Annotated in this window: 13 protein-coding genes; 7 read left to right on the top strand and 6 right to left on the bottom strand. The window is 68.2% G+C overall.

Features of this window, described 5'->3' with window-relative positions; genetic code table 11:
* Positions 1–41: 41 nt before the first annotated feature.
* Genes Ga0609869_RS12895 through Ga0609869_RS12885 form a run of 3 tightly spaced genes read right to left on the bottom strand, consistent with a single transcriptional unit; the run spans position 42 to position 2,263 of the window.
* The gene (locus Ga0609869_RS12895) at positions 42–1,004 is read right to left on the bottom strand and encodes a methyltetrahydrofolate cobalamin methyltransferase (RefSeq protein WP_125405303.1); all 963 of its coding nucleotides are present in this window, start codon (positions 1,002–1,004) and stop codon (positions 42–44) included.
* Between the two features lie 9 nt (positions 1,005–1,013).
* Entirely contained in the window at positions 1,014–1,940 is a 927-nt protein-coding gene (locus Ga0609869_RS12890; RefSeq protein ID WP_125405306.1) for a methylenetetrahydrofolate reductase, read from the bottom strand.
* Between the two features lie 20 nt (positions 1,941–1,960).
* Positions 1,961–2,263, bottom strand: a complete 303-nt coding sequence (locus tag Ga0609869_RS12885) for a virulence factor (protein WP_125405308.1) — start codon at positions 2,261–2,263, stop codon at positions 1,961–1,963.
* 250 nt (positions 2,264–2,513) lie between these two features.
* Between Ga0609869_RS12885 and Ga0609869_RS12880 the strand changes: the two genes are divergently transcribed.
* The 5 genes from Ga0609869_RS12880 (at position 2,514) to Ga0609869_RS12860 (ending at position 7,667) form a co-directional block, all read left to right on the top strand.
* A complete protein-coding gene (locus Ga0609869_RS12880) occupies positions 2,514–3,626 on the top strand; it encodes a Ppx/GppA phosphatase family protein (RefSeq protein WP_125405311.1) in 1,113 nt (370 codons plus the stop codon).
* Between the two features lie 106 nt (positions 3,627–3,732).
* Complete coding sequence (locus tag Ga0609869_RS12875) at positions 3,733–4,470, top strand: RlmE family RNA methyltransferase (protein ID WP_125405314.1); 738 nt, start codon at positions 3,733–3,735, stop codon at positions 4,468–4,470.
* A gap of 63 nt (positions 4,471–4,533) precedes the next feature.
* Positions 4,534–5,613: a hypothetical protein gene (locus Ga0609869_RS12870; RefSeq protein ID WP_125405316.1), complete on the top strand. Its 1,080-nt coding sequence runs from the start codon at positions 4,534–4,536 to the stop codon at positions 5,611–5,613.
* A gap of 320 nt (positions 5,614–5,933) precedes the next feature.
* The gene (locus tag Ga0609869_RS12865; protein WP_125405319.1) at positions 5,934–6,728 is read left to right on the top strand and encodes a DUF1194 domain-containing protein; all 795 of its coding nucleotides are present in this window, start codon (positions 5,934–5,936) and stop codon (positions 6,726–6,728) included.
* A gap of 99 nt (positions 6,729–6,827) precedes the next feature.
* A complete protein-coding gene (locus tag Ga0609869_RS12860; RefSeq protein ID WP_125405322.1) occupies positions 6,828–7,667 on the top strand; it encodes a sulfurtransferase in 840 nt (279 codons plus the stop codon).
* A 266-nt stretch (positions 7,668–7,933) separates the two neighbouring features.
* On the opposite strand, the gene Ga0609869_RS12855 is transcribed toward Ga0609869_RS12860, so the two are convergent.
* The 3 genes from Ga0609869_RS12855 to mazG all read right to left on the bottom strand — a co-directional run bounded on the left by Ga0609869_RS12855 (position 7,934) and on the right by mazG (position 10,889).
* The gene (locus Ga0609869_RS12855; protein WP_125405325.1) at positions 7,934–8,872 is read right to left on the bottom strand and encodes a nucleoside hydrolase; all 939 of its coding nucleotides are present in this window, start codon (positions 8,870–8,872) and stop codon (positions 7,934–7,936) included.
* An 88-nt stretch (positions 8,873–8,960) separates the two neighbouring features.
* On the bottom strand, positions 8,961–9,971 hold the full coding sequence (locus Ga0609869_RS12850; protein WP_125405328.1) for a Fe(3+) ABC transporter substrate-binding protein: 1,011 nt from the start codon (positions 9,969–9,971) through the stop codon (positions 8,961–8,963).
* 75 nt (positions 9,972–10,046) lie between these two features.
* Complete coding sequence (mazG, locus tag Ga0609869_RS12845) at positions 10,047–10,889, bottom strand: nucleoside triphosphate pyrophosphohydrolase (RefSeq protein WP_125405331.1); 843 nt, start codon at positions 10,887–10,889, stop codon at positions 10,047–10,049.
* Positions 10,890–11,003: 114 nt separating this feature from the next.
* On the opposite strand from mazG, the gene speB reads away from it, so the two are divergent.
* Together speB and Ga0609869_RS12835 are read left to right on the top strand one after the other, a co-directional pair.
* Positions 11,004–11,969 carry an agmatinase gene (gene speB, locus Ga0609869_RS12840; protein ID WP_125405333.1) on the top strand — a complete coding sequence of 322 codons (966 nt, stop codon included), beginning with the start codon at positions 11,004–11,006 and terminating at the stop codon, positions 11,967–11,969.
* Between the two features lie 14 nt (positions 11,970–11,983).
* A complete protein-coding gene (locus Ga0609869_RS12835) occupies positions 11,984–12,445 on the top strand; it encodes a DUF1499 domain-containing protein (protein ID WP_170168816.1) in 462 nt (153 codons plus the stop codon).
* Positions 12,446–12,462: the final 17 nt, after the last annotated feature.

The raw sequence follows: 12,462 nt of genomic DNA, 5'->3' as shown, positions 1-12,462 counted from the left end.
ATACCCCGATGGGCCGCGGTTTCCAAACCCCTTGCGATGCCTCAGGCGCTGCGGCGCCGGCGGCGCCCGCCGCGCCCTGCGCCCGCGGCCTGCGCGGCCTTGGACGCCTCGGGAAAGGGCGTGCCCTCGGCCACCGCGTCGAGCACCCGCGAAAACGCGATCCAGGCCGTGCCGTTGGGGTCGTGGTTCATCAGCAGGTTGGCCGCGCGGATCGCCTCCATCTCGACGGGTCGCGTGGGGTTCATGATCGCGCTGGTCATGCCCGCGGTGATCGCCATCGGCAGGAAGGCGGCGTTGATGCCGTGCCGGTGCGGCAGGCCGAAGCTGACATTCGACGCGCCGCAGGTGGTGTTGACGCCCAATTCGTTGCGCAGCCGCCGGACAAGGGCAAAGACCTGCTGGCCGGCGGTGGCCATCGCGCCGATCGGCATCACCAGCGGATCGACCACGATGTCATGCGCCGGGATGCCGAAATCGGCGGCGCGTTCGACGATCTTCTTGGCCACGGCAAAGCGCACGTCGGGATCTTCGGAAATGCCGGTATCGTCGTTCGAGATCGCCACCACGGGCACGTTGTATTTCTTGATCAGCGGCAGGACGCGCTCCAGCCGCTCTTCCTCGCCGGTGACGGAATTGACCATGGGCCGCCCCTCGGCCACCTCCAGCCCCGCCTCCAGCGCGCCCGGCACGCTTGAATCGATGCACAAGGGAACGTCCACAAGCCCCTGAACAAGCTCGATCATCTTGCGCATCAGGGGCGGCTCGGTCTCGTTGGGGTTGGGGTTTGAGTTGTAAACCACGCCGGCATTGACATCGAGCACCATCGCGCCGCAGGCGACCTGTTCCAGCGCGTCCTTCTCGACGGTCGAGAAATCGCCCGCCTCCAGCTCGGCCGCCAGTTTCTTGCGGCCGGTGGGGTTGATGCGCTCGCCGATCACGCAGAACGGCTCGTCGAAACCGATGGCGATGGTCTTGGACTTCGATTCCAGAACGGTGCGGGTCATGCGGGATCCTTATTGAAGGGCTGCGGCGGGGCGCGCGGCGGCGCCGCCGTGGTCTTGGGTCCACTCGGCACAGGTCTTGATACCGCCCAGAGGAAAGAAATGCACCCCCGCGATCGGGCTTTCGGGATAGGCGGCCTTGTGGGCGGCCAGCCCCGCGAGGAACTCGGTCGGCTCGAAGGGCAGTACCAGCTTGGACACGTCGCGGGCCCGGCGCTGCAAGACCTTCATCGAGGGGCCCACGCCGCAGGCCACGGCGAACTTCACCAGCGTCTGCAGCTTGGCCGGGCCCGCCACGCCGATATGGATCGGCAGGCCGATGCCGTCGGCGGCCAGCCGTTCGGCCCAGGCGATGACCGGGGCGGCCTCGAAGGCGAACTGGGTCACGAGGGCCATTTGCGCATCGGTGCGGTCAGAAAACGCCTGTTTCCAGCGCAGCGCCGCTGCCACGTTGGCGCCGGTGCCGTCGGGGTCGATGTCGCGGCTGCCCTCGGGGTGGCCGGCGACGTGCAGCCGGACAAACCCCGCGGCGTCGAAAAGCCCGGTCTCCAAAAGCTGCATCGAATTGTCGTACGCGCCCCGGGGCCGCCCGATGCCGCCTGCAAGGATCAGCCCCTGGCGCACGTCCGCCTCGCCCTGGTAGCGCGCGATCCAGTCGGCCAGCATCGCCCGGTCGGCGATCAGCCGCGCGGGGAAATGCGGCATCGGCTCGTAGCCCTCGGCGCGCAGCCGCGCGGCGGTGGCCACCATCTCGTCGATGGACGTGCCGTCGAGATGGGCGATGTAGACCCGCGTGCCCGCGGGCAGCAGCGCGCGGAAATCCTCGACCTTGGTGGCGGTACGCGGCATCACCTCGATCGAGAAACCCTGCATGAGGGCCTCGATCTGGGCCGCCGACATGGCGGCCTGGTCGCGTTTCCTGAAAGGTAGCAATCCCATCGCGGTCTCCCAAAGCGAGGTCACGTCTCGTCCCATCCGCAGGTGTCGATCAGCGCCCTTAGCCGGGCCTCGTCATAGCCCGCCTCGAGCCGCGCCGCCTCGGCCTCGGCCACCGCGTCGTCGGTGCCCTCGGCCGGGTACGGATCGGCCCTGCGCCAGTCGGCGAGGTAGGCGTCGCTGTCGCGCGCACCGGCCTTCATCGCCGCCCGGTCGATGGCTTTCTCGAAGCGGTCAGACAGCACCCGCTTGGCCGCCCGCCGCCCGCGGCCCACGATCACCTGCGCCGGGATATCCCGCCAGTAGATAATGGTGACCTCGGGCATCGCTGATTCCCTTGCGTTCCTTGACACGCTTGTAATCCGGCAATTCGCCGCAGCGGCGCCGGTTTTCGACAGGATGCGCGCGGCTTGCGACCCGGAGCGGGAAAAGGTCTAGGCCAGCGCGGGCGCGGCGGCTAGCTGCGACGCGGCGAAATTTTCTCAAGATGATCATGAGCCTGAGGCCGATCACAGCCATTGCGCCCGGGCCAAAGCGCGGCTACCTTGAGATCAACTCGAGTTGGAGGGCGATTTGATGGCGCCCAGGCGTCCCGTTGGTGCGGGCGCGTTCCCCAAAGCGGTTGCAACCCCCGCGCCACCCCCGCCGGATCCGGCAACGCTTTATGCTGCGCTGGATCTCGGTACAAACAGTTGCCGCATGCTGATTGCCCAGCCCAAGGGCAGCCAGTTCCATGTGGTCGACAGCTTCTCGAAATCGGTGCAGCTGGGCACCGGTCTGGAGGCGTCCGGCCGGCTGAGCCGCGCCTCGATCGGGCGCACGGTGCAGGCCATGCGCATCTGCAAGGGCAAGCTCGAGCGCCACGGGGTCGAGCGGATGCGCCTGGTCGCCACCGAGGCCTGCCGCCGCGCCAGGAACGCCAGCGATTTCATCCGCCAGATCCGCCGCGAGACCGGACTCGCGCTGGAGATCATCCAGCCCGAGGAAGAGGCCCGGCTGGCCGTGGTCTCTTGCGCGCCGCTGGTCTCGACCCGGACCGAGCAGTTGCTGGTCGTCGATATCGGCGGCGGCTCGACCGAGCTGGTCTGGATCGACCTCTCCGCGGTGCCGCGCCACGACCGGCCGCGGGCGATCATGCGGCTGCATGCCGGCTTTGTCGCCAAGGACAGCCCGTTCCCGGCGGCCCGCGTGGTCGACTGGATCTCGGTGCCGCTGGGCGTGGCGACGCTGAAGGAACAGTTCGACGATGTCGAGGACGATGCCGCGCGCTTTGCGCTGATGAGCTGGTTTTTCGAGGAAAACCTCGCCGATTTCTCGCCCTACGTGGCCGGCGAGGTGGGTCACGGGTTCCAGATCATCGGCACCTCGGGCACGGTGACCACAGTGGCGGCCAGCCACCTTGGGCTGAAACGCTATGACCGGACCAAGGTCGACGGTCTGCGCATGACCTCGCGCCAGATCGACACGGTGATCCGCGATTACCTGAGCCTCGGCCCCGAGGGGCGGCGCACCGACCCGCGCATCGGCCGCGACCGGCACGCGCTGATCATGTCGGGCGCGGCGATCCTGCAGGCGCTTATGCGGATCTGGCCGACCGACCGCATATCGGTGGCCGACCGGGGCCTGCGCGAGGGGTTGCTCTATGCGCAGATGAGCGCGGACGGCGTGCTGGAAGACGGGCCTTTCTGAGCCGCGCTTGCCGCCGGGCGGCATTTGCGGCAAGTGCGGTATCTGGATATTTTTGGCCAGAAGAAGATCAGGGGGCGGCGCGCTGCGGGGCGGGCCGGGCAAACGGATGGCGCAAGGCAAGGGCAGCAGCGGGCGCGGGCAGCGCGATCTGAAGGTCAAGGTCAAGAGCGCGCGAGGGCGCAAGCTGTCCTCGACGCGCTGGCTGGAACGCCAGCTCAACGACCCGTATGTCAAGCGCGCCAAGGCCGAGGGCTATCGCGGGCGCGCGGCGTTCAAGATCCTGGAACTGGACGACAAGTACCATTTCCTCAAGCCCGGCGCGCGGGTCGTCGACCTGGGCTGCGCGCCCGGTGGCTGGTGCCAGGTGGCAGTGGCGCGGGTGAACGCGCTGGGCGCCAAGCCCGGCAAGGCACAGGGCCGCGTGCTGGGCGTCGATCTGCAAGAGGTCGAGCCGGTGCCGGGGGCGGAGATCCACCAGCTCGATTTCCTCGAGGACGGCGCCGACGACAAGGTCAAGGCCTGGCTGGGCGGCAAGGCCGACGTGGTGATGTCGGACATGGCCGCGGCCTCTTCGGGGCACAAGCAGACCGACCATCTGCGGATCGTCGCGCTGTGCGAGGCGGCCGCGGCGCTGGCCTTCGACGTGCTGGAAGAGGGCGGCACATTCGTGGCCAAGGTGCTGGCCGGGGGCGCCGAGTCCGAGCTTCAGACGCTGTTGAAGCGGCGCTTCGACAAGGTGGCCAACGTCAAGCCCCCGGCAAGCCGGTCGGACAGTTCGGAGAAATTCGTGGTCGCGGTCGGGTATCGCGGTGCCATATCCGACAACACACCGTTTCCCGGCTGACGCTTTGATTGACCTCTTTTTTTCGATAAGACTATCAATTAGTTAATTCAGGAGTGTGTTGTTGTGTCGGACCTGATGACCTTGCGCGTGCCCGGCGCGCGGCTGCGCATTGACGCGCGGCTGGGCCATGTCAGGTCGCTTGCCATCGAAGAGGGGGCGCACCTGCTGGAGCCCCTGCATGCCGCGCCCTGGCTGGACGATCCCGATATTCAGGCCGATGACAGCCTGCCGATGGTCGAACGGCGGCTGGCCGGAGATTTCTTTTGCGCGCCCCATGGTTGGGGCGGCGACGGCCTGGACTATGGCGGCGCCGCCAACAGCGTGTGGGAGGTCGCGGAGCTGGTGCAGTCGGGGCAGGCCGCGGCGGCACGGCTGCGGCTGACCCGCACGGTCCAGGGCGCCGTGATCGAGAAAGAGCTGCGGCTGCGCTGCGGCGAGCCGATCCTCTACCAGTCGCACCGGCTGAGCGGGGGCGAGGGCGCGTTGCCCGTGGCGAATCATCCGATGCTGCACCTGGAGCGTGGCGGGCGGCTGTGTTTCTCGCCCAAGCGGGGGGCCTGCACGCCCGATCAGCCGCTGGAGCCGGGGCGCCACTGGCTGGACTATCCGGCGGCGGGCTCCGACCTGTCGGCCTTTCCCGGGCGCGATGGCGCGGTCGATCTTCACCGCTATCCCGAGGCGGAGCAGCACGAGGATATGGTGGCCCTGATCGAGGCGGACGGGAACGCGCTGGGCTGGACGGCGGTGATCCGCGAGGCGGAGGACGACATCGTTTTCGTGCTGAAAGACCCCGCGGTGCTGCCGGTGACGCTGCTGTGGTATTCCAATGGCGGGCGCATCGAGCGGCCCTTCAATGGCCGGCACCGGCGTGTGCTGGGCATCGCCGACGGCTGTACCGCGGGGGGCGCGGACCGGGCCCTCGACGGTGCCGGGGTGGCCACCCACCTGACGCTGGGCCCCGGCCGCGAACACGTGGTGCGCCACGCGATCGGGGCCGTTCGGCGGCCGCGGGGCTGGATGTGCATCGCCGATGTCGCGGTCGCCGCGGGCACGCTGACCCTGACCGAGGCGGGGGGAGAGACCCTGCATCTGCCCTTCGATGCGGGCTTTTTCAGCAGCGCCCGGGCCAAGGCGTTCGCGTAGAGGTCGCGCACCGGGCCCGGCGCCGTGCGGGCCGAAGCGTTTGCCTGCAACGCGCGGATGGAACGGGACCGCGAAACGCGGCGGATTTGCCCCGCAGAGTGACGGAGCCGGAAAAGCCTTGGACCGCGCAACAGGCCACAAGGGTGACGCTGCGGGCCTGCTGCACGTCATCGCGCCGCGAGCGCCAGAGAAAACAGGCTGCCCACGGCTGGCGCGATATCGAGACCGGCCCGCGCCCCGCTGGCTGTGACGGGGGCGTTTCAAAGCGGATGGACCCGTTGTGATTGGACGCCCCGGCAAAGCCTGTGCATCCTGTCGTCATGCATCGCATTCTGGCATGGATATTCGCTGTGGCGCTTGCAGCGCCGGCATCCGCAGACGCGATCGAGGTCGACCTCGAACTTGTCCTGATGGTGGATGTTTCGCGGTCCATGACCCCGCGCGAGCTGGAAATCCAGCGGCGCGGCTATGCGGCGGCGCTGCGGTCGGATGCGGTTTACGCTGCGGTTCAGTCGGGCCTTCTTCAGCGCGTGGCGGTGAGTTACGTGGAATGGGCCGGAACCCAAGAGGTCATCGTCCCCTGGCGCCTGCTCGAAACCCGTGAAGACCTCGATGCCTTTGCCGCGACCCTTGCCTCCGATTTCGACCCGGCGCTTCGGCGGACATCGATTTCCGAGGCGCTGGTCTTCGGGGCGGAATCGATCCGCTCGAACGCGTATCGAGGGCTGCGACGGGTGATCGACGTGTCCGGCGACGGCCCCAACAACCAGGGGCGCGGGGTGACACGGGCGCGCGACGAGGCCTTGGCCGAGGGCATCGTCATCAACGGCCTGCCGCTCATGACGCGCGAGGGCATGGGAAGTCGGTGGCATCTGGAACGCCTCGATATCTATTACGAAACCTGCGTCACCGGCGGCCCCGGTTCCTTCGTCATCCCGGTTCACGACTGGGAGGACTTTGCCGAGGCCGTGCGGCGCAAGCTGGTTCTGGAGATCGCCGAGGCCCCGTCACGCGGCGCCATCGTGCCGGTGCAGGCCGTGCCGCGCGACCCGCGCGACTGCTTGATCGGCGAAAAGATCTGGAGAGAGCGACGACTGGATTGGGATATGCCGTAAGCTCGCGCAGCGGGGATCGGTGCGGTACGTACACCCGCGACAGGGCGGGGGGCCCCTACCGCCGCTCAGCCGCCGCCGGGCATCGTAGAGGAGATAATCGTGGATACGCTCGTATCGACCGACTGGCTGAGCCGGCACCTTGACGATCCCGACCTCGTCGTTCTGGATTGCATGGTGCGGACCGACGAAACCGAGGCCGGTATCGAAAACCGCAGCGGGCTTGAGGATTGCCGGCGCGGGCATATCCCCACCGCCGGGTTTGCCGACCTCAAGGGCGCGCTGTGCGACCAGGACGGCCCCGTCGAGTTCGCGCTGCCCAGCCCCGAGACGTTTTGTGCCGCGATGGGCCGGCTGGGCGTCGGCGACGCCTCGCGGGTCGTTCTCTACGACGCGTTGATGTCGGCCTGGGCGGCGCGGGTCTGGTGGATGCTGCGCTGGGTCGGTTTTGACCGGGCGGCGATCCTTGACGGAGGGCTGACCGCGTGGACCGCGGAAGGCCGGCCGCTGTCCACACAGCCCGCAGCCCATGCGCCAAAGCGGCTCACGCCGCGACCGAGGCCCCGCCTCATCGCCGACCGCGACGAGGTGCGCGCGGCCATCGCGGACGAGACCGTTCGCCTGATCGACACCCTGCCGGCAGCGAGCTATCGGGGCGAGATGGCGCTCTATGGCCGGCCGGGCCACGTACCGACGGCCATCAACGTACCCGGCACCGAGCTGGTGGACGGCACGGGCCGGTTTCGCCCGCTGTCCGAGCTTGGCGCGATGCACGGCTTCGACCGGGGCCAGCGGGCAATTACCTATTGCGGCGGCGGCATACTTGCCTCGGCCAACGCCTTTGTCATGACGCGCCTGGGCTTCCGCGACGTCGCGGTTTACACGGCCTCGCTCCAGGAATGGGCGGCAGATCCGTCAAACCCGATGACCGTTGACGCTTAGGTCCCGGGGGTCGCCATCGTCAATCCGGGCATTTGCCCGGCGCGGTTCAGGGGGCATTGCGAAGCCTGGCGATCGACGATCCGCTCTCTGAGGGGCCTGCCGTGGCGATTGACCGTCCCCCGGTTGAGGCCAGTTAAGACAGGCGCATCCCTGATGGCTGGAGATGCCGGGGAAATCCATTTTTCTGTTTTAATATCAAGGCTGCACACCACGACATTGCAAGACTGGTGCGCGCCGGAAACCCGTTTGATCGGCAATGCGCAGGCTCACGGCAGCCGGGCGAGCCGCCCGGTCAGCAACGTGAAGAACCCGTCTGCATCCACATCGCCCATGAAGCTGGCGTTGGGCGCCCGGCCCGACACGCCCCACCAATCGGCCACGGTCATGCCGGCGGTGAACCGCCCCTCGGTCTCGATCTCGACATTGACATGCCGCCCGGTGAACAGCTCGGGCGCCAGCAGGTAGGCCGTCACGCAGGGGTCGTGCAGCGGTGCGCCGAGGCTGCCGTATTTCGCCTTGTCGAAGCGTTCGAAGAAATCGGTCATCTCGGCCACGGCGATGCCTGCCCGGTTGCCCAGGGCCCGGAAGGCGGCGTTGCGCTCGGGCGTGACCAGCGCCTTGTGGGTGACGTCGAGCGGCATGACCGTCAGCGGCACGCCCGCGCCAAAGACGACCGCCGCCGCCTCGGGGTCGACATGGATGTTGAACTCGGCCGCCGGCGTGATGTTGCCCACCTCGAAATAGGCACCGCCCATCAGCACGATCTCGGCGATCTTCGGCGCGATCTCGGGGGCCTGTTGCAGGGCGGTGGCGATGTTGGTCAGCGGCCCCAGCGGGCAGAGCGTGACGGTGCCCGCCTCGGCCCGGCGCAGGGTCTCGACGATGAACGCCACCGCGTGGGCGTCTTGCAGCGGCATCTCGGGGTCGGGCAGGGCGGGGCCGTCGAGCCCGGTCTTGCCGTGCACATGCTCGGCCGTGACCAGCGCCCGGCTGAGCGGCCGGTCGCATCCCGAGAAGACGGGGATATCCGTCCGCCCCGCCAGTTCGCACACGATGCGCGCGTTTTTCTGCGTCAGCGCCAGCGGCACGTTGCCTGCGACCGCCGTGATCCCCAGCACCTCGATCTCGGGCGAGGCCAGCGCCAGCAGGATCGCCACGGCGTCGTCCTGGCCCGGGTCGGTGTCGATGATGATCTTTCGGGGCATGTCTGTCTCCGGCCGCTCGGCGCGGCGGAGGGTGGCGCGGGCGCGCGCGAAAGTCCAGCGCGCCCGCGTCAGCGTCAGCGGTCAGCGGTCAGCCGTCGAAATCGACCTCTTCGACCAGGCGCAGGGCCGCACCGCGCAGCTCTGCCAGGTCCATCAGGTTGACGTCGTCGGGGGTGAAGCTGCCCCAGCCCGCCACCAGGTCCGACGGCGCGGTGCCCGGGACCACGGGGTATTCGTAATTGACCTCGGCATAGATCTCCTGCGCCTCCTCGGAGACGAGGAATTCCATCAGCCGGACCGCCTCTTCGCGGTTCGGCGCGGCGCTGGTCATCGCGATGCCCGAGACGTTTACATGGGTGCCGCCATCCTCGAATTCGGGGAACAGCACGTTGACCGAGTCCGCCCAGGCCTTTTGTTCGTCGTCGCTGAGCATCTGGCCCATGTAATAGGTGTTGCCCAGGGAGATGTCGCATTCGCCCGACCAGATCGCCTTGACCTGGGCGCGGTCGTTGCCCTGGGGCTTGCGCGCGAGGTTGGCCTTGACACCGTCCAGCCAGTCCTTGGTGGCCGCTTCGCCGTGGTGGTGGATCATCGCGGCCACCAGCGCCAGGGTGTAGCTGTGGGTGCCCGAGCGGGTGCAGATGCGGCCCTGCCACCTGGGGTCGGCGAGGTCTTCGTAGGTGGTCACCGCGGCGGGATCGACCCGGTCTTTCGCGGCGTAGACGATGCGCGCGCGGGTGGTCAGGCCGAACCATTGGTTGCCCGGATCGCGGAACGCGGCGGGGATGGCTGTGTTCAGCACGTCGCTTTGCACCGGCTGGGTGACGCCGGCCTCGACCGCCTCGGACAGCCGCGAGATGTCGGTGGTCAGGATCAGGTCGGCGGGGCTGCGGTCGCCCTCGGCGCTCAGCCGTTCGACCATGCCCTTGTTGAGGAAGGCCACGTTGGTGCCGATGCCGGTTTCCTCGGTAAAGGCGTCGAGCAGGGGCTGGATCAGCTCGGGCTGGCGGTAGGAGTAGATGTTGACGTCGGCGGCGGCCGCGAGCGGCGCGAGCGTGGCAAGTGCGGTGACGGCGAGAATCGGGCTGCGAAGGGTCATGGTACCTCCTGTTCGGGTTCACGTTCCGCGGCCGAATAAACCCGAGTGAAACACTCAGGTCAATGGCTGATTGTTTTACTCGGAAAGCTTGCCGCGCGCCCGTTCGGCCCGTTTCGCCGCCTCCCAAAGCGCGTCCATCTCTTCCAGGTTCGAATCCTCGGGCCGCTTGTCTTTCGCGGCAAGTGCAGCCTCCACGGCATTGAACCGTCTGGTAAATTTGGCATTGGCCGCGCGCAGCGCCTCTTCGGGGTCGAGCTTGAGGTGGCGCGCGAGATTGGCGATGACGAACAGCATGTCGCCGAATTCCTCGAAGACCTCCTGCTCGGTCAGATCGTCGCGCGCCTCGGCCAGTTCGTGCGCCTCTTCGGCGATCTTGTCGACCACCTGGCCTATCTCGGGCCAGTCGAATCCGACCCTCGCGGCGCGTTTTTGCAGCTTTACCGCGCGGGTCAGGGCGGGCAGGGCGACGGCGACATCGTCCAGCACGCCATGCGCCGCCTTGTCCGCCCGCTCGGCCGCCTTGATCGCCTCCCAGTCACGGGTTTGCTGTTCGGCCGACTTGTCGCGGCTTGCACCGCCGAAGACATGGGGGTGCCGGGCCACCATCTTGTCGGAAATCGCGTTGGCGATGCTGTCGAAGGTGAAAAGCCCCGCCTCGGCGCCCATCTGCGCGTGATAGACCGTTTGCAGCAGCAAATCGCCCAGTTCCCCCTCCAGCTCGCCCCAGGCCGCGCGCTCGATCGCGTCGGCCACCTCGTAGGCCTCTTCGATCGTGTAGGGCGCGATCGAGGCGAAATCCTGTTCGATATCCCAGGGGCAGCCGGTCTCGGGGTCGCGCAGACGGCGCATGATTTCCAGAAGCCGCGGCATACCCCCCTCGGGGTCGTGCACCAGCGCGTCGGAATCGGGCGTGTCCATGGGGCCTCCGGGGTTGCTCGGGCGCGAGTTGGGCAAATGCGCGCGGCGATGTAAAGCCGGGCTGGCCTTCGCCGCGCGCGGCGTTAGGTTGGCCGGCAACCGGTGGAGGGGCCCATGGCGCTGGAAGACGCGAAAACCCAGGTGGATACGGCAATCACCCGCAAGGGGCACCGCGGCCTGTCGTTTGAAAACACCTTCGGCGGGGTGCCGTCCTTCCTGCGCCGGACCTATACCAAGGACCTCGCCGGCGTCGATCTTGCGATCACCGGCATCCCTTTCGACCAGGCGGTCACGAACCGCCCCGGCACCCGCCTCGGCCCCCGCGCGATCCGCGAGGCAAGCGCGCTTTTGGCGGTCGACCCGCCCTATGGCTGGGGCTATTCCCCGGTCGAGGAATTCGACATCGTCGATTACGGCGATCTGGCCTTCGACTACGCCGTCGTGGCAGAGTTTCCCAAGGCGCTGGAGACCCATGTCGCGGGCATCCTGTCGGCCGGTGCGGCCAGTATCGCGCTGGGCGGCGATCATTCGATTTCCCTACCGATTCTCAGGGCTTACGCGGCAAAGTTCGGGCCGCTTGCGCTGGTTCAGTTCGATGCCCATACCGACACCTGGGCCGACGATGACGCCACCCGCATCGACCATGGCACGATGTTCTACAAGGCGGTGAAAGAGGGGCTGATCGACCCCGCGCGCTCGGTCCAGATCGGCATTCGCACGGTCAATCCCGACACGCTGGGCATCACCGTGCTGGACGCCCCCTTCGTGCATGAAAACGGCCCCGCGGCGGTGGCCGAAAGGGTGCGCGCCGTTGTGGGCGACGCGCCCGCCTATCTCAGCTTCGACATCGACGCGCTGGACCCGGCCCATGCGCCGGGCACCGGCACGCCGGTCTGGGGCGGGCTGACCAGCGCACAGGCGGCGGCGGCGCTCAGGGGGCTGGCGGGCATCGACCTCAAGGGCGGCGACGTGGTCGAGGTATCGCCGCCCTTCGACCCGGCGGGGATCACGGCGATTGCCGGCGCCCATGTGGCGATGGAACTGGTCTGCCTCTGGGGCTGGACGCGACGCGGAGACTAACGATGAGACAAGCGATGATCTATGCACTGGTACTTCTCGTTCTGGCCGTGGTGGGGGGTGGTCTTTACTTCCGCAATGTCCCCGACGACCCGGGCACCTGGCATGTCGACCCGCTGACGGCGGTGAAACCCGACACGCCCAACGCCGCGCTGATCCGCCCCGAGGGGGGCGACAGCGCCGCGCCGGTCTACGAGGCCACGCCCGAGGCGCTGGCCGAGGCGCTCGACGCCGTGGCCATGGCCGAGCCGCGCACGAAACGCATCGCCGGCGGGCCCGAAGACTTGTGGACCACCTATGTCCAACGCTCCGCGGCCTGGGGCTTTCCCGATTACATATCGGTCAAGGTGATCGCGGCCGAGGGCGGCGCCACATGGGCCGCGTTCTCGCGCGCCCGCTACGGCAGCGACGACCTGGGCGTGAACGGCGAGCGGCTGGAGCGCTGGCAGGCCGCGCTGGAGGCCCGGCTGGGCGGCTGAGGGCCTTGACCGCGCCG

Origin of the sequence: Rhodovulum iodosum, from assembly GCF_041020385.1 — a bacterium.
In the GTDB taxonomy this organism is placed as follows: domain Bacteria; phylum Pseudomonadota; class Alphaproteobacteria; order Rhodobacterales; family Rhodobacteraceae; genus Rhodovulum; species Rhodovulum iodosum.
The sequence above is the reverse complement of the archived record's forward strand: the minus strand, read 5'-3'. Positions and strand labels throughout refer to the sequence as shown.

Bases quoted from the DNA above. Each gene is read 5' to 3' on its own strand.
- Ga0609869_RS12855 (WP_125405325.1), bottom strand. From the start codon at position 8,872: ATGCCCCGAAAGATCATCATCGACACCGACCCGGGCCAGGACGACGCC.
- Ga0609869_RS12880 (WP_125405311.1), top strand. From the start codon at position 2,514: ATGGCGCCCAGGCGTCCCGTTGGTGCGGGCGCGTTCCCCAAAGCGGTT.
- Ga0609869_RS12875 (WP_125405314.1), top strand. From the start codon at position 3,733: ATGGCGCAAGGCAAGGGCAGCAGCGGGCGCGGGCAGCGCGATCTGAAG.
- mazG (WP_125405331.1), bottom strand. From the start codon at position 10,889: ATGGACACGCCCGATTCCGACGCGCTGGTGCACGACCCCGAGGGGGGT.
- Ga0609869_RS12865 (WP_125405319.1), top strand. From the start codon at position 5,934: ATGCATCGCATTCTGGCATGGATATTCGCTGTGGCGCTTGCAGCGCCG.
- Ga0609869_RS12850 (WP_125405328.1), bottom strand. From the start codon at position 9,971: ATGACCCTTCGCAGCCCGATTCTCGCCGTCACCGCACTTGCCACGCTC.
- Ga0609869_RS12835 (WP_170168816.1), top strand. From the start codon at position 11,984: ATGATCTATGCACTGGTACTTCTCGTTCTGGCCGTGGTGGGGGGTGGT.
- speB (WP_125405333.1), top strand. From the start codon at position 11,004: ATGGCGCTGGAAGACGCGAAAACCCAGGTGGATACGGCAATCACCCGC.
- Ga0609869_RS12885 (WP_125405308.1), bottom strand. From the start codon at position 2,263: ATGCCCGAGGTCACCATTATCTACTGGCGGGATATCCCGGCGCAGGTG.
- Ga0609869_RS12895 (WP_125405303.1), bottom strand. From the start codon at position 1,004: ATGACCCGCACCGTTCTGGAATCGAAGTCCAAGACCATCGCCATCGGT.
- Ga0609869_RS12890 (WP_125405306.1), bottom strand. From the start codon at position 1,940: ATGGGATTGCTACCTTTCAGGAAACGCGACCAGGCCGCCATGTCGGCG.